The organism is Hymenobacter defluvii, assembly GCF_017589435.1.
Lineage (GTDB): Bacteria > Bacteroidota > Bacteroidia > Cytophagales > Hymenobacteraceae > Hymenobacter > Hymenobacter profundi.
Genome location: NZ_JAGETX010000010.1, coordinates 1 through 20,505 on the forward strand (window position 1 = coordinate 1; position 20,505 = coordinate 20,505).

General features: G+C 61.3%; 21 protein-coding genes and 1 pseudogene. 5 read left to right on the forward strand and 17 right to left on the reverse strand.

What is annotated here, in order from left to right; all coding sequences use genetic code 11:
- The first annotated feature begins 68 nt into the window (after nucleotides 1-68).
- A complete protein-coding gene (locus tag J4D97_RS16055) occupies nucleotides 69-1,274 on the forward strand; it encodes a Y-family DNA polymerase (RefSeq protein ID WP_347879355.1) in 1,206 nt (401 codons plus the stop codon).
- Nucleotides 1,275-1,528: 254 nt separating this feature from the next.
- Here J4D97_RS16055 and J4D97_RS16060 read toward each other — a convergent pair whose 3' ends face one another.
- The 6 genes and pseudogenes from J4D97_RS16060 to J4D97_RS23580 all read right to left on the reverse strand — a co-directional run.
- Nucleotides 1,529-2,434: an IS3 family transposase gene (locus J4D97_RS16060; protein WP_243900358.1), complete on the reverse strand. Its 906-nt coding sequence runs from the start codon at nucleotides 2,432-2,434 to the stop codon at nucleotides 1,529-1,531.
- Nucleotides 2,435-2,442: 8 nt separating this feature from the next.
- On the reverse strand, nucleotides 2,443-2,829 hold the full coding sequence (locus J4D97_RS23575) for a hypothetical protein (RefSeq protein WP_243900359.1): 387 nt from the start codon (nucleotides 2,827-2,829) through the stop codon (nucleotides 2,443-2,445).
- 46 nt (nucleotides 2,830-2,875) lie between these two features.
- Nucleotides 2,876-4,039 (reverse strand): hypothetical protein, encoded by a 1,164-nt coding sequence (locus J4D97_RS16065; RefSeq protein WP_208308447.1) that lies wholly within the window; start codon nucleotides 4,037-4,039, stop codon nucleotides 2,876-2,878.
- A gap of 307 nt (nucleotides 4,040-4,346) precedes the next feature.
- Entirely contained in the window at nucleotides 4,347-5,315 is a 969-nt protein-coding gene (locus J4D97_RS16070; RefSeq protein ID WP_208308448.1) for a phospholipase D-like domain-containing protein, read from the reverse strand.
- A gap of 216 nt (nucleotides 5,316-5,531) precedes the next feature.
- Nucleotides 5,532-6,545, reverse strand: a complete 1,014-nt coding sequence (locus J4D97_RS16075; RefSeq protein ID WP_243900362.1) for an IS3 family transposase — start codon at nucleotides 6,543-6,545, stop codon at nucleotides 5,532-5,534.
- Nucleotides 6,479-6,697, reverse strand: a pseudogene (locus tag J4D97_RS23580) (transposase); the annotation flags it as partial. The pseudogene J4D97_RS23580 and the gene J4D97_RS16075, both read right to left, overlap by 67 nt.
- 83 nt (nucleotides 6,698-6,780) lie before the next feature.
- On the opposite strand from J4D97_RS23580, the gene J4D97_RS16080 reads away from it, so the two are divergent.
- The gene (locus J4D97_RS16080) at nucleotides 6,781-7,656 is read left to right on the forward strand and encodes an IS3 family transposase (RefSeq protein ID WP_208308450.1); all 876 of its coding nucleotides are present in this window, start codon (nucleotides 6,781-6,783) and stop codon (nucleotides 7,654-7,656) included.
- Nucleotides 7,657-8,357: 701 nt separating this feature from the next.
- Nucleotides 8,358-8,894, forward strand: a complete 537-nt coding sequence (locus J4D97_RS16085; RefSeq protein WP_208308451.1) for a DUF6088 family protein — start codon at nucleotides 8,358-8,360, stop codon at nucleotides 8,892-8,894.
- A gap of 270 nt (nucleotides 8,895-9,164) precedes the next feature.
- Here the strand turns inward: J4D97_RS16085 and J4D97_RS16090 are convergent, their stop codons facing one another.
- The 7 genes from J4D97_RS16090 to J4D97_RS16120 form a co-directional block, all read right to left on the reverse strand.
- On the reverse strand, nucleotides 9,165-10,634 hold the full coding sequence (locus J4D97_RS16090) for a Fic family protein (RefSeq protein ID WP_208308452.1): 1,470 nt from the start codon (nucleotides 10,632-10,634) through the stop codon (nucleotides 9,165-9,167).
- 350 nt (nucleotides 10,635-10,984) lie between these two features.
- On the reverse strand, nucleotides 10,985-11,395 hold the full coding sequence (locus J4D97_RS16095; RefSeq protein ID WP_208308453.1) for a DUF6691 family protein: 411 nt from the start codon (nucleotides 11,393-11,395) through the stop codon (nucleotides 10,985-10,987).
- 14 nt (nucleotides 11,396-11,409) lie between these two features.
- Complete coding sequence (locus J4D97_RS16100) at nucleotides 11,410-11,973, reverse strand: YeeE/YedE family protein (RefSeq protein ID WP_208308454.1); 564 nt, start codon at nucleotides 11,971-11,973, stop codon at nucleotides 11,410-11,412.
- A 75-nt stretch (nucleotides 11,974-12,048) separates the two neighbouring features.
- On the reverse strand, nucleotides 12,049-12,390 hold the full coding sequence (locus tag J4D97_RS16105; RefSeq protein ID WP_208308455.1) for a rhodanese-like domain-containing protein: 342 nt from the start codon (nucleotides 12,388-12,390) through the stop codon (nucleotides 12,049-12,051).
- Nucleotides 12,391-12,439: 49 nt separating this feature from the next.
- Entirely contained in the window at nucleotides 12,440-13,804 is a 1,365-nt protein-coding gene (locus tag J4D97_RS16110) for an MBL fold metallo-hydrolase (protein ID WP_208308456.1), read from the reverse strand.
- A 48-nt stretch (nucleotides 13,805-13,852) separates the two neighbouring features.
- Nucleotides 13,853-14,662, reverse strand: coding sequence for a sulfite exporter TauE/SafE family protein (locus tag J4D97_RS16115; protein ID WP_208308457.1), 810 nt, complete (start codon nucleotides 14,660-14,662; stop codon nucleotides 13,853-13,855).
- Nucleotides 14,663-14,739: 77 nt separating this feature from the next.
- Complete coding sequence (locus tag J4D97_RS16120) at nucleotides 14,740-15,066, reverse strand: ArsR/SmtB family transcription factor (protein ID WP_243900360.1); 327 nt, start codon at nucleotides 15,064-15,066, stop codon at nucleotides 14,740-14,742.
- A gap of 118 nt (nucleotides 15,067-15,184) precedes the next feature.
- On the opposite strand from J4D97_RS16120, the gene J4D97_RS16125 reads away from it, so the two are divergent.
- A complete protein-coding gene (locus J4D97_RS16125) occupies nucleotides 15,185-15,583 on the forward strand; it encodes an OsmC family protein (RefSeq protein WP_208308458.1) in 399 nt (132 codons plus the stop codon).
- A gap of 99 nt (nucleotides 15,584-15,682) precedes the next feature.
- A complete protein-coding gene (locus tag J4D97_RS16130; RefSeq protein WP_208308459.1) occupies nucleotides 15,683-16,894 on the forward strand; it encodes a sulfite oxidase in 1,212 nt (403 codons plus the stop codon).
- Between the two features lie 97 nt (nucleotides 16,895-16,991).
- Here J4D97_RS16130 and J4D97_RS16135 read toward each other — a convergent pair whose 3' ends face one another.
- From J4D97_RS16135 to J4D97_RS16150, 4 genes are all read right to left on the reverse strand, one after another.
- Nucleotides 16,992-17,171 (reverse strand): hypothetical protein, encoded by a 180-nt coding sequence (locus J4D97_RS16135; protein WP_208308460.1) that lies wholly within the window; start codon nucleotides 17,169-17,171, stop codon nucleotides 16,992-16,994.
- Nucleotides 17,172-17,263: 92 nt separating this feature from the next.
- Complete coding sequence (locus tag J4D97_RS16140) at nucleotides 17,264-17,926, reverse strand: MBL fold metallo-hydrolase (RefSeq protein ID WP_208308461.1); 663 nt, start codon at nucleotides 17,924-17,926, stop codon at nucleotides 17,264-17,266.
- 61 nt (nucleotides 17,927-17,987) lie between these two features.
- On the reverse strand, nucleotides 17,988-18,626 hold the full coding sequence (locus tag J4D97_RS16145) for a TMEM175 family protein (RefSeq protein ID WP_208308462.1): 639 nt from the start codon (nucleotides 18,624-18,626) through the stop codon (nucleotides 17,988-17,990).
- Nucleotides 18,627-18,648: 22 nt separating this feature from the next.
- Nucleotides 18,649-20,502: a cytochrome c oxidase subunit I gene (locus J4D97_RS16150; RefSeq protein WP_208308463.1), complete on the reverse strand. Its 1,854-nt coding sequence runs from the start codon at nucleotides 20,500-20,502 to the stop codon at nucleotides 18,649-18,651.
- Between the last annotated feature and the right edge of the window lie 3 nt (nucleotides 20,503-20,505).

The following is a 20,505-nucleotide window of genomic DNA, read 5'->3' on the forward strand; positions in this document are numbered from 1 at the left end:
GGTGAAAGTCTCACGCACGGTTCTGAAGTGGCAGCCGGGGGAGCGATTCCCCGGCTGACCATAACGTCGTGAGCCGCAGCGCCGAGGCCAAGGCCCTGGGCATTGCCATGGGGGCGCCCTACTTCCAGGTGCGCGAACTGCTGCGCTACCACCAGGGCCACGCGCTCAGTTCCAACTACGCCCTGTACGGCGACATGAGCCGGCGCGTGATGGCCCGCCTCGCCGAGCAGGTGCCGGCCGTGGAAGTCTATAGCATCGACGAGGCCTTCCTGGACCTGCATGGGCTCACGACCTGGTGCGGCACCTTAGATAGCCGCGCCCAAGCCCTGCGTCGCGACGTGCTGGCCTGCACGGGCATCCCGACCTGCGTGGGCATGGCCCCGACCAAGACCCTGGCCAAGGTGGCCAACCGCCTGGCCAAGAAGTACCCTGAGTTGCAGGGCGTGCTACGCCTCGACACCGATAGCCGCCGGGAGCGGGCCTTGCGTGTGCTGCCCGCGGCCGACGTGTGGGGTATCGGCCGCCAGTATGCCCAACTGCTCACGGCCCATGGCATCGGCACAGCGTGGGAGCTAAGTCAGGTCTCGGAAGGCTGGGCCCGCAAACACTTGGGCGGCGTGGTGGGCTGGCGCGTCGTGCAGGAACTGTGCGGGCAGCCCTGCCAGGGCCTGCAGGCCAGCGAAGACGGGACGCTGGCCCGCCAGAGCATCAGGTGCTCCCGCAGCTTTGGGCAGCGGCTCATGGCCCTGGAGGATCTGTGGGGCGCGGTGAGCACGTACCTGAGCCGGGCAGCGGAAAAGCTCCGCGCCCAGAGAGAGCAGGCGCACTTGCTCACCGTCTTTCTCACCCAGGACCGCTACGATACCCGGGTTCCGCCGCCTTATACTCGTTCCGCCACACTGACTTTGCCGAGTGGACCGACCAATGACACCTTGCGGCTACTTGCGTACGGGCGGCGCTTGCTGGAGCGGATTTACGAGCCGGACCGTCGCTACGTGAAAGCCGGTGTGGTGCTTGACGGACTGGAACCGCCGGGCCGCGGGCAGCAACTGGACTTATTCACGCCCGCAGCTGCCCCGCCTACCGTTACAGAGGACCGCCGCCAACCGTTGATGGCGTGCGTCGATGCCTTGAATCAGCGCTTCGGGCGTGGCACGGTACGGCCCGCGGCAGCAGTAACGGCTGCGGGCCAGCCCACTCCCTGGCAGGGCAATGCCCAGTACCGTAGCCCGGCCTATACCACGCGGCTGACGGATCTGCTGCTGGTCGGATAAGCAGCGCCCGAAAAGCATCGCTAGGTTTCTCAAGAAGTTAGGAAGCGCAAAGATCGCGAGCCGTTGATTCGTGAGAACAGGGAATGAAACAATCTTTGGTAGCTTTTTGGGGCGCGAAGCAGCCCAGACGGGTGGGCCACTAAAACGTCCGTGGCTGTTGCAGAACTCGGGCGCTGTGTCGTCCTGAAATAAGTTGACCGTTTGAAGTTAGTCCGCCACTGCGTTGACCGCTTTTTGGGTAATCCTAAGATAGCTCATTTTGCGCTTACTGGCACGGGTGGTTTGTAGTAGTTTTTCCATCGTCTTTCCAACGGCCCCCAACTGCCGTGGGCCTCGTTGGGGCTCTGCATGTCGCAGCTCAGATGCGGCCGTTTATAGTTGTAGAGAAAGACGGCTTGCTCGAGATGTTGCGCCGCTTCTCCCAGTGAATGAACCGGTTGCTGGCTCAGATACTCTTGCTTGAGAATACCGTTGACGCGCTCGGCGATGGCATTTTCCAGCGGATCAGAGTTCTCCGTCATGCTCACCTGGATGTGATAGGGAGCCAGGACCTCTAAGTATTCTTGACTACAATACTGAATGCCGCGGTCGCTGTGGTGAATTAAGTCCCGCCCCGCCCGTTTACTGATTTGCTGCAGGGCCATCTCCAAAGCGCGGCGCGCGTGCACCGTGGCTAGCGTCTCGGCCACGGCGAAGCCCATGATACGCCGCGAGTAGGCGTCGGTCAGCAGCGAGATGTACAGACAGCCCGCCTGGGTGAACCAGTACGTGATATCGGCCACCCAAACCTGGTTCGGTCGCAGCGGAGTCAGCTCCCGGATCAGGTTCGGGTATTTGCGGAAGCGATGGCGGGAAAAGGTCGTCAAGGCTTTCCGGCGGCGCTTGCGAATCAGTAAGTTATGCGCCGCTAGCAGCGAGAATAGGGCATCCCGGCCCATCTTGATGCCTTGCTCGCGCAAGCCCTGTTCCAACAGGCTGTAGAGCTTGCGCCCCCCAATGCGGGGATGCTCTTGGCGCACCTTCGCCACCTGCTCGAGCACATACTGCTCGCGCTCCTGGCTGCTCCACTGCCGCATTTCGTGCTGATAATAGGCCTGCCGACTAAACCCAAGTACGCCACTGATCCGCCGCAGGCAAAAGTGCGGACAGCTTACTCGCAAGAGCTGGACTACTTGGTAGCGGACTTTTTTTCGATGCTCAGGCCCAGCTCCTGCTCGGCCACCCGGATCACGTTTTTGTAGTAGAGCACCTGCAACTCGGCTTGCTCGAGCTGTTGTTGCAACTGCTTGACCTGTCCGGTGAGCGCATCGGCATGCTGCACCACGTGCTCGACCAGCGTGGTGGGCGGCTTTTTTCGATTGTCTTCCATGGCGTGGGTACGAGCCTGCTCTTCCTGGCGGACACGTTCCAGCCACTTGGTCACGGTCGAGCGGGTGAGCACCTGGTACTTGCTCATCGCCGACTCAATCGTGTGGCGGCCGCAGTTAATCTCCTCGACCATCTGACGCATTTTCAGCTCATGCGCCTGCTTGCGAAACAAAAACAAGTGTTCCATCTGACTGAAATTGATGGTCAACCTATTTTAGGACGAGACAACACTTTTAGATGGAAAATATTGAATAGCCGAAGGCGATTCCCAGCCACCGCTTGCCATTGTAGTCCCACCTCTTTGCGTCTTTTCCAATGCTAAAGTCACTACCTAAGAATGCTCCAACGGTTGCCTTGTTAAAGGAATAAGCAACGCCAACGCCAGTTGAAAGCAAGCCTTTTGTAATTTCAGTAGCATCGAGTATAGGCGTATCAGCTGCTGTCGTATTAGACTTTGTCAGCGTGACTGTTGATACGCCAGCAATAGCGCCAAATGTGAACTTGTGATTATTACTGATATTGCCAACCTTCTCACGGTACTGAAATGAGGTTCTATTAAGTGATACTCCCCAAAATACGTTTACGTTGATGGCGCTGGAAAAGTCTTCGGCGAATGATTTGCCATTCTTTCGTTCCCCACTGAACCGATATTTTACAGGCATTGTGAGAGCTGTAAGAGAGAAATTTACAGATCTAAGACTTATTGGACGCCGGTTCTTTAATTGGTAATAATGTAGCTCAGAGTCTTTTCCACCCCTTAGGTTTGGATTGACCCATACTTTATCTTCGTCGAACTTGACAAATCCTCCATTTGGCAATTTATCAGCGTCACCAACTGTGACTACGTCAATAGCAATCCCATCTAGGTAATCCTTAGTAACCGTAATTTTTTCTTCCACCATCACTTTACCTGCTGGCAGCTTTCGCTCAACTGTATAAGTGACAACACTGCCGATTGGATACCTCTTTTGCAGGATACCTGAATAATAAGTTTTGACAGCACTAGAAAGAGGGTTTTCAGCTGATTGCAACTCCTTAAATGTGGTGGGAACCACTTTAAGTAGCCGAGTCTGACTTTTCTCTCTCAGAGTTGCCCCGCTAGCAATTCTTATACTCTTGGGATTTACTGTCGGCTCAAGTGTTATCGTGCCGGTTTCCACTGTTATTGTAGAGGTCAGTGTCTCAATAGTAGCCGGTGCTGTAGGAGCAACGCTTACAGGCGTCAGTAGTGTGTGAAGGCTAATCAACGTATCCTGCTTCAGTATTCGTATCGGTGGCGTTTTGTTAGACGCAAAGCTGGTCTTCACTATCCGATATTTTTTACGGTATTCTTCTTGGGTCTGAGCGTAAGCAGGTAATTGCACTAGTGCGAAGCCGAGTAACACAATGCCCTTCATTGTTATGTGCATAGCTTTGGGTTATTATTGATAGCCCACAAGAGTACTCAGCCCGTAAGCATACTACATCAGTGCTATCACTGAATGCCACTCGCAATGGGGTAATACACTCTGACCGGCCGAATACATAATCTAAATACTAGGCTATGTATGGTGTTCTGGAAATGACGGACAGAACAGGGATGTATATTTCTTCAGTTCGTTATTCTCACAACACCTCAAGATGCTCGATCTCTTGGCGCAGCATTCGTAGCTGGTTGTAGAGCCTTCCCTACTGTATGTGCTTGGCAGTCCGGCTAACCGGACCTTATTCTACGGCTACGGTCACGGACTTTTGCGCTTCCGCCGCGCGGGCCGCCGCGCGAACGGCGAGTTCGGCCTCCCACGCTTGCTTGCGGGCCACGTTGGCGGCGCGTTTTGGGGCATAGACGGCCTCTTTAAGTGTACCCGTGTTTTGAATAAACTGGACTAATGCCTCGAGAATTGCTTTTTTTTCCGGCACCCGCAAGTTATCTAAGTACGTGGTAGACAAGCGTGTCCCATACTCGCCTGTTAGGGTGGCATAGTTCCTCCCGCTAGCTGGGGTAAACTCGTAGGCGAAGCAGGAATTGGGATAGAAGTGCGGGCCATTGCGCTGGTACTCCTCTTGCTCGTCTTGCGAGTAAATGGCAATGACCCGTAAGCGGTTGGCTCCCTTATCGAGTTCGAGAAAGAAGCGATTGTCTAGGGCCCGAATTTCAAAGGCGTTGTGCTGATAGGTGACCCGCGCTTTCGACTGGGTACACTGCCGAATATAGTTTTCCAGCACCACGCTAAACTTTTCCTTGCTTAGGTAGAGATCATCCTCACTGGGTCGATTGGTTTGTTCGAGTGGTACCAGGTAGCGCTTGATATAGTCTTGCAGTTCGCGCAGCTCGGCCTCGGTTTCAAGTTTGCAGCCAATCTCTAAAGCCTGCGCGTTCGAGCTGCTTAGTAAGTTCAGCGACGAGATCACGCCGCCCGTTTCATTGAAATAGAACTTGGCGTGCAGGTTGGGAATGAGGCGGGGCCGGATCCCCAAGGCTTCGAGCTCCTCCCAACTGCTGGCATTGTCAGCATCAAGGCGCACGAAGGCCTCAATGCGCACGCCACGGCGCTGCGCCGTGGTCAAGGCGGTGGCTAACTGCTGCCACTGGCCTAAGCGCACGTAGGGAGAAACTAAGACGAGATACTTCTGGGCAGAATGAATGAGTTCGAGCAGCTCCCCACTAATGTGGTGGGGGGATAGAATCTTCATACAAGGAATGCAAGCGAAGGGGTTTGCAGGTTAGAAAACGTGGACTGCGTCGTATGCTGTTTGCTTATCTTCTGGCCACGTTTTCTGTTAGGCCAAAAAACATGCCTCAAAGTCTATATTATGGAGAGTACTTAGCGTATCCACCCCCGATACTCACACCCATGGCTTCGGTTAAACGTGTGGTACTGGGGTGGTCTAGCTGGAGCGGACAGGCAGCTAAGGTAGGTAATTCAAGAGGTCGGTTTCAAACTGGTGGGGCGAGCGGTAGCCCAGGGCGGAGTGGCGGCGGTCGAGGTTGAAGTACGTGTCGAGGTAGTAGGCGATTTCCAGTCGCGCCTCTTCCAGATTAGCAAACGCGCCGCCGTGGGGCAGCAACTCGGTCTTCAGGGTACTCCAGCCGGCCTCGGCCTGGGCATTGTCGTAGGGGTTGCCCGGCCGGGCGTAGCTGGCCAGCGCCCCGGCGTCAGCAATGCGCTGGCGACAGGCCCCGCTGGTGTACTGGCTACCGCGGTCGGCGTGGATGATAAGCCCCGGCGCGGGCTGGCGTAGCGTCAGCGCCTGCTCCAAGGCCGTGAGCACCAACTCGGTCGGCATTTGTGCAGCCAAGTGCCAGCCCACCACGCGTCGGGAGCAGGCATCGCGCCACGTGGCCAGGTAGCACCAGCGCCCGCCCACCAGCGGCAGGTAGGTGATGTCTCCGACCCACACGTGGTTGGGCCGTGTGGGCGCGGGTTGGCCCAGCAGCCGATTCTCGGCCACGACCGCAGCCGGGTCGGCTTGCGTGGTGCGCGGCCGCTGGGGCCGGGTGCTCAGGGCCCGCTGCCCATTGGCCCGCAACCAACTGCGCAGCGCGTAGCGGCCCACCCGATGGCCTTGGGCATGCAACTCGGCGCGCAGGCGACGGGTGCCGTAGCGCCCGGCATGGCGCGTAAACGCCTGTTGGGCCGCTGGCTGCCAGGCCGGCGTCGGTGGCGGCTCCGCTGCCCGCCATTGGTAGTAGCCGCTCCGGCTCACGCCTAGCACCCGACACAGGTCGCTGACCGACCAGGTTGCGGCCTCTGCTCTGATAAACAAGTACTTGCTCACGGCTGAGGCTGTGCAAAGATGGTCACCGCTTTTTTTAAAATGTCGCGCTCGGTTTCCACGCGCTTCAGCTCGGCGCGCAGACGTTTGATTTCTTCGCGCTCGGCACTGCTGGGCACAGCCTGCTCCAGCGCAGCGCGCTGCCAGCGCCCCAGCAGCGCGGGGGAGATACCTTGGGCGCGGGCTACGTCGGATTGTTTGGCGCCGGCAGCAACCTGACGCACGCACTCGGCCTTGAAAGCGGGCGTGTATTTCTTGCGCGGGACGGGCTGGTCGTCAGTTGATTTCTTCTCGGACATGGACAGGGAAGGTAAGACTTCTTCCTGTCCGCTTCAGCTAGACCACCTCAAAAAGCCTTGGCCATCTTCAGCCGGGAGACGCCGTGAGCCGCTACCACTTCATCGAGCGGCACTGCACGCAGGTGCCCGTGCGCACGCTGTGCCGGGTGCTGCAAGTAGCCCCGAGTAGCTACTACGCCTGGCGCAAGCGGCGCCAGCAGCCGGCGCCTGCCTGGGAGCGGGCCATCGTACGGGCGTTTCAGCGCCACGCCCGGCGCTACGGCACGCGGCGCCTGCGGGCCGAGGTGCACGCGGAAGGCCACCGCGTCGGCCGCGGGCGCATCCGGCGCGTGCTGGCCGCCCACGGGCTGCGGGCCCAGCAACCCCGCTCGTTCGTGCCGCGCACCACCGATTCGGGCCACGGCCGGCGCGTGGCGCCCAACCGTTTGCGGGGCCAGCCGCGCCCTACGGCTCCCAACCGCGTGTGGGTGGGCGACATTACGTGCTTGCCCAAGCAGGGTGGCGGCTGGCTGTACCTGGCCAGCTGGCAGGACGCCTGTTCGCGCAAGGTCGTGGGCTGGGACGTGCGCGAAACGATGCCCGAAGACCTTGTGAGCGAGGCCCTGCGCCGGGCCCTGGTGGTGCGCCAGCCGCCGGCGGGCCTGATCGTACACTCGGACCAAGGCAGCCAATACACGGCCACGCGCTTCCGTGACCTGCTGGCCGCCCACGGCGCGACGCAGAGCATGAGCCGGCGCGGCAACTGCTACGACAACGCGCAAGCCGAATCCTTCTGGAGCCGGCTCAAAACCGAGTTGCTCAACGGCGGCAGCTTTCCTGGCTTGGAAGAAGCCCGCCTCGAGCTGAGCCATTACATTGCCTACTACAACGCCGAGCGGCGCCACTCCGCCCTCGCGTACCATTCACCCAACCACTTTGAAAACCAACTCCAACTCATGTCCGAAAAGTGTTCGGCTTAGCTAGACCACCTCAAAAATCGGCGCAGGCAGCCTGACAGCCGAGGGTACCAGCCCGGCCGAAGTCATTGCCGGCATGATTCGGCAGGTTGGTCAGGCCCGCCGTGCTGCGCGGGCCACCGCCGATGTGGCGCAGCTGGCCCACAGTCAACGCGCCTACGCTTAGCTTTTTTCTCCCGCTTGTTTCGTTTTCCGCCATGAGCCACCCCACCTGCCTCACCCCTGACTAGGCTATTAAGCTGGCGCAGGAGAATATCCAGAGCAGCCATTTTATCACCATTACTTCTTGTCTGGGCCAGGTGGATGTACCGGCCAGCTTCGCCCAGGTAGGTGGGGGAGGGATAACCAGCAAGGACGGGCTGCACTATTCGCAGTGGAGTAACGAAAGAAGATTTCTTTTATCTGCTTACCCAAGCCCACCCAGTGGGCGGTGGAGATTTCTAGGTTTCCTGATTACCTGAGCCCATCATGAGCCCATTCAACTGCTGACAAAATGCCTCTCACTGCGCCCATTCAACGAATTACCTCGTGGTGATAGCTCGGCGTGAGCCCATCATAAGCCAATTATCCCGGTCTGGTTTCGGCCCCACGGATTCAATTTTCTACATATCCTTGGTAGCGTAATAGCAAGGGAAACGGCTGACAATTTGCAATGTTTTGCAGTAGGAAAACTTTACACTCGACAAACTTTGCAACTGCAAATCATGGAAGAATCATTTCAGCCGCTGACTGCCTGCCAGAAGATGCTCAACCGCTTGCAAAAGCTGGAGCCGGGCTCGCTCGTGTGCTACAGCGACTCTGCCAATCTGGGCATTGCGCCGGGCACAGTCGCCGTCAATCTGAGCCGGCTGCGCCAGCAAGGGCTGGTACAGCAAGTGACCAAGGGCACGTATCGCCTGCCCCTGCAAAGCCGGTTTGGCCCGGTCCCCGTTTCCGAACAGCAGGCGCTGCAGATTTTGCTGCAGGCCCCAGATGAGAAACTACGAGGTTACCCGACCGGGGTAGCCGCATTCAACCATCTGGGCCTGACGACGCAGGTAGCTCATGAAATCACCATTGCCACCACACGCCCGGGACGCCCCAGACAGGTCGGCAACATGTGGGTACGGTTCGTGCGAAATCGGAACGAAGTAAAGCTGAGTGAAGTACCACTGTGCCAACTGCTCGATGCGCTGCTCCAGATTAAGCGCCTGCCCTACACTTCGCCGGCCGCGGCCCGCCGCAGCTGCTCGCGCAGGTAAAGCAACTGCCGCTGGCTGAGCGGGCCGTCCTAATCCGCTCAGCGCAGCGCTACAACCCGGCAACGCGCGCCCTGCTAGGAGCCTTGCTGGAAGGACTGGGTAAAGTCATGCTAGCCACCAAATTAAAAACTAGCCTGAATCCCTTAACCACTTATAAGCTTGGCCTGTCTGAGCAGGCCTTGCCTAACCGCAGGCAATGGCAAATCCGCTGACCCGGTCTACCCTTTCGTATCCTGATTACCATCCCGGAGACTTTTTAGCTCACTTGCATCACCAGCGCAACTGGGAAGACACTTCGGTGAAAGCATGCTGGGCTTCCAGCTGCTGCTTCACTGCCTCGTAGGCGTCGGGCCGCAAAGTAGCCACAAACTGCTGGGCCCCACTCAGCATGCGGATATACAAGCTGGGGTCGTTTTGTCGGCTCAGGCGGCGTAGCGCGTCCAGGTAGCCTTCGCGGGCGTGGGTGCTGACAATGATGCGGCACTGGCCGGCACTGACCAGTTCGGCGTTCATCATCAGACGCGCCAGGCGGCCGTTGCCATCGTCAAATGGGTGCACCTCACTGATGAGAAACATCATGAACATGGCCCGCGCCAGCGGCGCGCGCAGGTGCTGGTAGAGCTTAAAGCCCTCGTGCAGGGTGCCGCGCACTAGGTCGGGGTCCACGAAGCTGGTCAGGCCGGCTTGGTTGGCGTATTCCTTCCACTGACCGGGGCGCTTGTCCGGGCGGGCCCGCATCAGCTGGGCGTGCCGGCGCTGCAGAATAGCCAGCAGTTCCTCAGCGGAGCGCGGGATAAGGCGCATCTCGGCCACATTGCTGCAGAGTTGGTAGGTGCTCAGCACGTCGTGCGAATCGGCGTGCCGGCCGCCCACTTCCTGGCCGGTTTCCACCATTCGGTGGGCCTCGTCTACCTGAAACTCCGTACCCTCGATGAAGTTGGAAAAATACGCCTCAAAGAAGGCCACCGTGTAGTAGGCGGGGGCCACGGGCGCTGGGTCGGCCCGCTCGGGCAACACCGTGGCTTGCAGGGCACTCAGCAGGGTGGTGAATAAGGCGACCCGGCCGGCATCGAAGGGCAGGCCCAGCGCCCGCGCCCGGGCCACGGACGAAGTCAATATTTTGCTGGACTGCGTAGTAAGCAGCGCCCCGACGATGCGCTGTAGCTGGACCAGTTCTGTATGCCACGCCAGCGCCGTCGCCACCTCCCGGGCTTGGTCGCGCAGCGCGTTTAGGCCAGCCTCCCCCCGGATGCGCAGCACCATTTCCAGCCGCTCCTCCACCGTCTCCAGGGGCAGGCTTTTGCTCACGCCGCCTTGGCGCACACGAGCCGGCTGCAGGTTTTCCAGCAGGCCCCGGGCTTCGGAAGCGAACAGCAGGCTGCCGTCGCCGAAGGGTGCGTCGCTGGGCAGCGCGGCGGGGCCTTCCAGCAGGTGCACGGTCAGGCCGGGCAGCTCCACGTTGCGGGTGTACTTGTAGGTCAGGAACAGGTGCCCCTCGGCCGTGGGTTGGCCTTCCAGCTGGGAGCGATGACTGATGATAGCGCCCGGAAACAAGTACTGTACAATCGGCAGCCAGTGTTTCCGAATCAGCACCTCCGGCGGGGTGGTCAGGTCCGGCGAGTACAGGCGTGAGGCCACTTCGCGGAGTTCGCCCCGCTGCCGGGCCGCCCGAATCCGCCGGTTCAGCACCGGGTCCGACGTACCAAATATCAGCAGCGGCCAGTGCGCATTTTTTTGCATTAAGAAGTCCGCTTAGTGGCGAAGTGTTAATTTTATTCGATTATTATGCGAATTTACGTCATTATTTGAGATTAATTCGCCATATCGCCCCTGAAGCAAGCTACTTGCTATGCTATTCTCCCGGCTGACTCGTCCGTGCATCAATCAGGGTGGCCGCCTGTACGGGTGGCACCGGCACGGCCAGCAAATCGGCAACCTACAGGGCCTCGGCCACGGGAGGGCCAGCAGGGTCGGCCTCCCGCTGCTCGCTGGTGCGGTAAGTCAGCTGCAGGTGCCGCCTCAGCTCCCGCTCGGTATCCATCAGGCTTGCCACTAGGAAGCCGCCGGGTACGGTGAAAGGAATTGCCTGCCTATGCGGGCAGTTTGTCGCGCAGGGCGCTGTAGGTCCAGGTGCCGGCCAGCGCCGCCAGAATCATCACCGCCGCCGCGCCGATGCCACTGCCCAGTTGCGCGAATAGCGGGCCGGGGCAGGCCCCGGTCAGAGCCCAGCCGAAGCCGAACAGCAGCCCCCCAATCCAGACGCCGTGGTTGTACTTCTTATCAGCAATGACGATGGGCTCGCCGCTGAGGGTGCGCAGGTGGTTGCGCTTGATGAGCTGAAGCGACACCATGCCCACCACTACGGCCGAGCCGATGACCCCGTACATGTGGAAGCTCTGGAAGCGAAACATCTCCTGAATCCGAAACCAGCTGACGACTTCGCTTTTGGTGAGGATGATGCCGAACAAGGTGCCTAGCACCAGGTATTTCAAGTAGCTCATGGCAGTAAAACGGATTAGCTGAACAAGAGGGGATAAATTACCCAGGTCATGAGCAGACCACCGGCAAAAAAGCCAATGACGGCCACCAGCGACACCCATTGCAGGTTGGAAAGGCCCGAAATAGCGTGGCCCGAGGTGCAGCCGCCCGCGTAGCGCGTGCCAAAGCCCACCAGAAAGCCGCCCAGCACCAGGAACACCCAGCCCTTCCAGTTGGCCAGGTTGTCGAGGGCGAACAGCTCGCGCGGCAGCAGGCCGGTGAAATCGGTCAGGTGCAGCTGCGCCTTCAGGTCGCGCACCGTTGCGGCCGAGATATTTACCACATCGGGGTGGCCCATCAGGCGGTAGCCGATGAAGCCGCCCAGGGCAATGCCAAGCACGAACACCAGGTTCCAGATTTCGGCCCGCCAGTTATACTGCAGGAAAGGGATGCCGGCCGGCACGCAGGCGGCGCAGATGTGGCGCAGCGAGGAGCTGATGCCCAGTGCCTTATTGCCCACGAGCAACAGGGCCGGCACCGTGAGGCCGATGAGGGGGCCGGCCACGTACCAGGGCCAGGGATGTTGCAGAAGTTCGAGCATAAATCAAGCGGTAATAGATGCCCCGCCCGCTTAGCGGAGCGGGGCACACAAGAAAAACAGTAGGCGGCCGGCGGGCTAGCGCATAGTCAGCGGCTCGGGCCAGTCGAGCACACCACCCAGCATATTAGTAACGTGCGTGAAACCGGCCTGCGCCAGTTGCTCGGCGGCTTTGGCCGAGCGCGCGCCGCTGCGGCAATACACGTAGGTGGGGGCCGCCTTGTCGAGGGCGGCCACGCGCTGGGCAAAGTCGGGCGCGGTTACCTCGATGTTGACCGCGTCGGGCAGATGACCCTGGGCAAACTCATCGGGCCGGCGCACGTCCAGCAGCACCGCGCCGGGCTGCCGGATTTCGGTGGAAAACTGGGCCGGGGTCAGGTTATAGTAGCCGGGCTGGGGGGTGTTTTCGGGCGTTGACATGGGATGGGAAACGGGAAGTGTGAGAAGATGAGCAAAGTACGCGGCCCGCTTAGGCGTAGGCGGCTTCGCCGGCCAGCACGGGGAAGGTTTTCACGGCCTCGCCGAGGTCGAAGACCGGCGTGCCCGGCAGGGCGGGAGCCACGATGCTGCTGCCCGCCGCCGAGCGGTAGCCGCCGGCGCAGTGCACCACCACGGGCTTGTCGGTCGGTATCTCGCCGGCCCGCTCGCGCAATTCCGGCAGCGGAATGCTCAGCGCATCGGCAAACAGCGGCTCGTGGGCGTGCTCCGAGGCATTGCGGATGTCCACGATGGTGTAGTTTTCGGGGTGGGCGCGGAAGGCTTCCACGTCCAGCGCCGGCATCGTTTCCTCGTGGCCCGGCGAGCCTACCCGCGCGCCCTGAATCAGGGGCTCGTAGCCGATTTTGGCGGTTTTGCGCATCACGTCTTCCAGCACCGCCTCGTCGGCCGCCAGCAGATAAAACCGCTCCGTCGGCCCCACGATGGAGCCCAGCCAGGTTTCAAATTTGCCGCCCTGCTGAATGTTAATCGCCTCGGGCAGGTGCCCGCGCTTGAACTCCGCCTCGGGGCGCGTGTCGACGATGACCACGCCGGCAGCCAGGGCCTCGTTTGCCGCCAGGCGCGGCACCCGGGCCACGCCGGGAGCGAAGTCGGGGGCCCCGGCTTTATTCAGGTCCACGTCGTAGCCGAAGTACTTGGGGATGAAAGGCTGGTCGGCCAGCAGCTCCTGCACAAAGTCTTCCTCTGATTGGGGCCGCAGGGCGTAGTTGCCATTTTTCTCGGCCCCGATGGTGCTGCTGCTGGCCGTGCTGGTGGCCTTGCTGCAGAGCGAGCCCGCGCCGTGGGCGGGGTACACCAGCACGTCGTCGGCCAGCGTCATCAGCTTCTCGCGGGTCGAGAGGTACATCTGTTTAGCCAGTTCTTCGCGCTTGGCGGTCATATTGCCCGCCTTTTCGCGCAGGTCGGGCCGGCCCACGTCGCCGATGAGCAGCGTGTCGCCCGTGAACACGGCCACGTCCCGGCCCTCACGGCTGAGCACGGTGCTCACCGAGTCGGGCGAGTGGCCAGGCGTGTTCAGCGCCCGGAAGGTGAGCTTACCCACCGCGAAGGAGTCGCCCTCGTCGAAGGCCTCGTGGGCATACTCGGCCCCCAGCAGCTTGCTCACGCGAATGACGGCCCCGGTGTGCTGCGCGATTTCCAGGTGCGAGGACACGAAGTCGGCGTGGGGGTGGGTTTCCAGCACGCACACGATGGTGGCGTCGTTTGCTTTGGCGAAGTCGTAGTACGGCTGGGGGTCGCGGGCGGGGTCCACCAGCACGATTTCCTTGGCGCAGTCGCTGAGGATGGCGTAGGAGAAGTGGGCCAGGCCCTTGTCTTCAAACTGCTCGATTTGCATGGAACTCGGAGGGAAAATGAGTGGGATTGAGCAAGAAAAGCGGTTAGGCTACGCGTGGTGAAACAGCAGCTCTTTAGTCAGAATGAAAGCGCCCATGGCCAGGGTGAACCAGCCAAAGGCCGGCTTGAGGCTGGCTCCCGGAATGAAGCGGGCCAAGTAGGTGCCCAGCACGATGCCGCCCAGGGCAAAGGCCAGAAAGCCCAGCAGAAACGACCAATCCATGGCCCGGCCGGTGCTCAAATCGCCCGAGAAGCCGATGAGCGAGTTCAGGGCAATGATGGCCAGCGAGGTACCCACGGCCAGCTTCATGGGCAGGCGCGCAAAGAGCACCAGCGCCGGGATGATGAGAAAGCCGCCGCCCGCGCCCACAAAGCCCGTGAGCAGCCCCACCACCGCCCCGATGGTGAGCACCAGCGGGTAGTTGGTTTTGCCCAGCGGCTCGTCGGCCGCCGCGTCGGGCCGGCCGCTGCGAATCATGGAGGTAGCCGCCGCCACCATCAGCACGGCAAAGGCCACCAGCACCAGCAAGTCCTTGGTGAACACCAGGCTGCCAATGGTGAACAGCTCGTGCGGAAGGGCCGGCACCAGCACTTTGCGGGTCAGAAACACCGCCAGCAGCGACGGACCCAGGAAAACCAGCGCCGTGGGCAAGGCCACCAGCCCCTTGCGGAAATAGCCCGCCGCGCCTACCAGCGAGGTGCTGCCCACGATGAAGAGCGAATAGGCCGTGCTCAGCACCGGGCTCACCCCCATCAGGTACACCAGCACCGGCACCGTGAGGATGGAGCCGCCCCCGCCCAGGATGCCCAGCGAAAGCCCGATGAAAATGGCGGCGAAGTAACCCAGGTAATGCAGCATGAAGCGGGGAGGAAAAGGGGTGAGTTATATGAAAACATGAAGCAACGTTCATGCATGAACGTAAAAAAAAGCCCCGCTTACAGGGCCGTGCAGCCCGCCAGGCACTGGATAACGGTAATGACCTCGCGCATCTTGAGCGAGTAGTAGATGTTCTTGCCCTGGCGCGAGCTGCTGAGCAGGCCCTTGAGCTTCATGCTGGCCAGGTGGTGCGAAGTCAGCGACTGCTCCGCGCCACCCAGCCGCTCGCAGATTTCGGTCACCGACAGGCTGTCGTGCGCCGCCAGCAACTGCACAATGCCGATGCGCGTGGGATGGGCCGTGGTTTTGAGAATGAACGCCACTTTCTCCATCTTCTCGATGTCGAGGCCCAGGTCAATCGGCAGCGCGGCAGCAGGAGCAGTCATAGGTGGGGCAAATGTATGAACAACCTTTCATGTGTACAAGCGTAGGGCTTTTAACGGCGCGCGCGGCAGCAGGTTTTTCTAGCGTCTTCCCAATATCCACTTTCCTTCTTTCTCGCTTATGCCTACCGTTTCCGGCCGCCTGGATGCCACTCCCTATCGTACCGCCCTCACCCTGGAGCGCGGCCACACACTGGTGGCCGACGAGCCCGCCGCGCAGGGCGGCCAGGACCTGGGCCCCTCGCCGGGCGAGCTGCTGGCCGCCGCCCTGAGCGCCTGTACCTGCATCACGGTGCGCATGTACGCCAGCCGCCAGCAGTGGCCCCTGGAGCACGTGGAAGCCACCGTCAGCTTTGAGCGTGATGCGAGGCACGTCATCACCCGCCTGGACGTGCAGCTGCACCTGCAGGGCGCGCTCAGCGACGAGCAGCGCCAGCGCCTGGCCCGCGTGGCCGACCAGTGCCCCATTCACAAGACGCTGCTGGCGGGCGTCCCCATCCAGGCGCAGCTGGCGGGGTAGCCGGTAGGCAGGCGGTCAACTTTTTGGCGACGCATGCAGTAGTAGCAGGGCTTCCCCGCTGACAGCGCGGCGGCATTACTTTCCCAAATACTAGAAACCATGGCCGAAACTACTTCCGAGCCCGGCAAGGGCATGAGCCGCCGCGCCGTATTGACGGGGCTGGTGCCAGCGCTGGCCGTGGCCAGCACCTACGGGGCCCAGGCCGACCCGGTGTCGCCCCTGCACCCGGCTGCGCTGCCGGTGGGGCCGGGTACGTTTCCGGGGCTCATCACCCGCGAAAAAGAGCCCCTGAACCTGGAACTGCCCTTTCCGACCCTGGACGAGCGGCTGGTGTCTAACAACCGCTTCTACATTCGCAGCCACTTCCCCATTCCGCAACTGACCGCCGCCACGTGGCAGCTGCGCATTGAAGGCGAAGTACGAAAAGCGCTGACCATCAGCTATGACGAACTGCGTAAGCTGCCTGCTAAAACCGTGACGGCCACGCTGGAATGCGCTGGCAACGGCCGCGCCCGGCTGGCCCCCAAGGTAAAAGGGCTACTCTGGGAGCAGGGAGCGGTGGGCAATGCCGAATGGACCGGCGTGCCGCTGGCCGCGCTGCTGGAACGGGCCGGCCTCAACGCCGGGGCCGTGGAGGTTATCTGCGAAGGGGCCGATAAGGGCGAGGTCACCGAAGAGCCCAAATCGCCGGGCACCATCGCCTTTGCCCGCAGCCTGCCGCTGGCCAAGGCCCGGCAGCCCGAGGTGCTGGTGGCCTACCTTATGAACGGCCAGCCGCTACCGCCCGAGCACGGGTTTCCGGTGCGGCTGGTGGTGCCGGGCTGGTACGGCATGGCCTCGGTGAAGTGGCTGAGCAAAATTACGGTTACGGCCAAGCCCTTCGCGGGCTACTGGCAGACGCTGGAGTACGCCTACTGGCAGCGCCAGCACGGCCAGCCTACGCTGACGGCCGTGACGGAAACGCAGGTGAAGGCCGAAATTGCGCGCCCGGCCCTGCACGAGGTGGTGCCGGCCGGCCAGCCCTACCGCGTATTCGGGGCCGCCTGGACGGGCGAGAGCGAGGTCACCCGCGTGGAGGTCAGCACCGACAACGGGCGCACCTGGCAGGCCGCCACCCTGCTCGACGCATCCGTGCCCTTTGCCTGGCGGCTGTGGGAATTTCGCTGGACGCCGCCCGCCGCGCCGGGCCGGCACACGCTGCAAGCCCGCGCCACCGACCGCGCCGGCCACACCCAGCCCACCGAGCACGACCCCGACCGCCGCACCTACATGGTCAATAAAATCGGGGCCGTGGAAGTTATCGTCCAATAACATCTCATGCGGGCAGCTTTTCTACGCCCCCGGCGGTGCCCAACGGCACTGCCGGGGGGCAGGAAGGGAATAGACTTGTAGTCAGTTAGTACGATGGTTATTCCGTGGCCACCTGGCAAGATGCCAGCTGGCAGCGGTGGGCGCGAAAGCGCAGCAGCCCCACCGCCAGCACCACGCCCGCCACGGCCAGGGCCGAGTAGCCCAGCCGCCCGCCCCGCTCGGGGTGAAACGGTAGCAGCGTGAGGCCGAAGCCCACCAGCGCCAGGCGGATGCGCACGTAGATCAGCAGGTGCGGTCATTGGCCAGCCGGGTGCGTTGCAGGGCCAGCCGGTCCGAAAGGGCGAGTAGGTTGGTGGGGATAGGGGTAGGCTACGGGAGGATAATGGCAGCGCCCGGTTCGGCCAGCCGATGAAATACGATGCCGTGCTTCGCAAAAAACGGCTCGTAGTTGTCGTAGCGCTGCTCGACGAAGAAGGGCTTGAGGTAGCCGTCGTGCACCGGCAGAATCTGCTTGGGGCGCATTTTCAGGGCAAAGTCGGCCACTACCAGCTCCGTCAGGAAGGGCGCGGTAACGGGCAGCACCAGCAGCTCCACGCCCGCGAATTGGAGCAGGTTATGGGCAAAGGAGTCGGCTGGGTTCAGCACCTGGCCATTTACCAGCCAGGCGGTCATCTGCGGCAAGGAGCTGTCGAGAATAGCCTCGTGCTGCACTGGGATGGCCAGCAGCTGAAACGCGCCCACATCCAGCGGGCCTTCCTCGTGGATTTGCACGGTCAGGCCATGCGCTTTCAGCTTGGCGGCCACTTCGCGGTTGGAAATGATGACAGCCTGGCGCAGGGCCACGATTTTCTGCAGCGCTTCCACGTCGAGGTGGTCGGGGTGGTCGTGGGTGATGAGGACGACGGACACGTCCTTGAAAGTCTCGGGCTTGACAAGGCCTTCGTTGAAAGAAAACTTGCCGGGGTCGAAGAGGATTTGCTGGCCATCCAGCTCGAACAGCAGGCAGGAATGGATGTACTTGGTGATGCGCATAAGATAAAAGGTAGGGGTTACAGCTAACTACGCGCTACCGGCCTGCGCGTTTCGGGCTGGGTCAGTCGCCCAGCCAGCGGCTGGCCACCAGCCCCACGGCGTAGTTGAGCTGCACCAGCAGCAGCAAGCCCACCCCGGCGTATACGTGCACGAAGCACAGGGCCACGGCCGCCGCGTATTGCAGCTGCATCAGCCCGAGGCGGCGCACCAGGGCGCGGCTTACGGCGGCCTCGGCAGGGCGCAACAGGCCCTGGCGCTGGGCGTAGCGGTAGCTGCCCAGCAGCGCCAGCCCCGGCAGCAGCAAATTGGCCCAGTACACCAGCACGGCTCCGCGCAGGGGCAGGTGCGTGGTTAGAAAAGCGGTGGAAAACGGCAACAGCCCTACCACCAGCAAAAAGGAAATGTGCCACCAGGCCAGCCGCCGGTCGCTGCGTTCCAGGTAGGTGAACTGCGTACTCTGGCACACCCAGAAGATGCCCAGCGACAGGAACCCCAGCACGTAGCCCCCCAGGTCGGGCAGCAGCCGTAGCAGGGCCGGCCCCACGGCGGCCTCAGTGCGCACGAGGGCAGCGGCCGGCACGCGCAGGTTGAGTACGAGTAGGGTCATAGCGATGGAAAACACCCCGTCGCTGAGCGACTCGATGCGGCGCAGGTTTCGGGCCGCGACGTCGGTGTAGTGCGGGCTGGGAGGCGAGGTCATGCCCTAAAATCACTTCCCCACCTCACTCACCACTGGCCTGTCCCTGCTGCACCTGTTCCTGCGGCAGGTTCGACTCCGGCGTGGCCGAGTAGGGCACAGTTTGCGGAATGAAGTCGGCCGCGGCGCCGGGCTTGCTGTAGTCGTAGGGCCAGCGGTATACGGCCGGCACCTCGCCCGGCCAGTTGCCGTGGGGCGTGTCCACGGGCGTGGTCCACTCCAGCGTGGTCGAGTTCCACGGGTTCTGGGTGGCGCGGCGGCCCCGCCACATACTGTAGAAGAAGTTGAACAGGAAAACGAACTGGGCCAGAAAGATCAAAATGGCAAACACGCTGATAAACCTATTTAAATCAGCAAACTGCGAGAACGAGTCGAAGGCCGTCCACGAATAGTAGCGGCGCGGAAAGCCGGCAATGCCCAGGTAGTGCATGGGCATGAAGATGAGGTAGATGCACACGAACGTGAGCCAGAAGTGCACGTAGCCCAACTTCTCGTCGAGCATGCGCCCGAACATCTTCGGAAACCAGTGGTACACGCCCGCGAACATGCCGAAAAACGCCGCCGAGCCCATCACCAGGTGAAAGTGAGCAATAACGAAGTAGGTGTTGTGCAACTGAATATCCAGGGCCGCGTTGCCCAACACGATGCCCGTGAGGCCACCGGCCACAAACAGCGATACAAACCCGATGCTGAAGAGCATGGCCGTAGTAAAGCGGATGTTGCCCCGCCAGAGTGTCGCCAGCCAGTTAAATGTTTTCACCGCCGAGGGTACCGCAATAATCAGCGTCAGGAACATGAACACCGAGCCCAGAAACGGATTCATGCCCGTGACAAACATGTGGTGCCCCCACACTACAAACGACAGCAGCAGAATGGCACACAGCGAACCAATCATGGCGCGGTAGCCGAAAATGGGCTTGCGGGCATTGGTAGCCATAATCTCCGACACCATACCCATGCCCGGCATGATAACAATATAGACCTCGGGGTGGCCCAGAAACCAGAACAGGTGTTGGTAGAGAATAGGTGAGCCACCCGTGTTGGGCAGCGCCTGCCCGGCAATATAGATGTCGGACAGAAAAAAGCTGGTGCCGAAGCTGCGGTCGAACACCAGCAGCAATAGCGCCGAGAGCAGTACCGGAAACGTAAGCAACCCCAGAATAGCCGTGATGAACAGCGCCCACACCGTGAGCGGCAACTTAGTCATGCTCATACCCCGCGTGCGTAGATTCAGCACCGTGGTGATGTAGTTGACGCTACCCAACAGCGTACTCACCACAAAAAACACCATACTCACCAGCCACAGTGTTTGCCCCAAACCAGAGCCCGGGATGGCCTGCGGTAGCGCCGAAAGCGGCGGGTAGACGGTCCAGCCAGCCGCCGCTGGGCCGGTTTCCAGAAACAGCGAGCTGAGCATGATGGTGCCTGAGAGGAAGAAGAACCAGTAGGAGAGCATGTTCATGAAGCCCGAGGCCATGTCGCGCGCGCCAATCTGCAGGGGAATGAGCAGGTTGGAAAAGGTACCGCTGAGGCCTGCCGTGAGCACGAAAAATAGCATGATAGTGCCGTGCATGGTTACCAGCGCCAGGTAGAACTCGGGGTTGAGCTTGCCCGCCTCAATCCACTTGCCTAGCAGTGGTTTAAGCCACTCCATTGTCCCTTCGGGCCAGCCCAGTTGCAGCCGAAACAGCGTGGACAGCGCCCCACCCACAAAGGCCCAGAACATGCCCGTGAGCAAAAACTGCCGGGCTATCATCTTGTGGTCCTGACTGAACACGTACTTGAACAGCCAGTGCTGCTTTTCGTGGGGCTCAACGTGGGCGGTGGTGGCCACGCCGGCCGGGACCGAAGCGGGTGAGGAAGCGGAGGGAAGTAACATCGG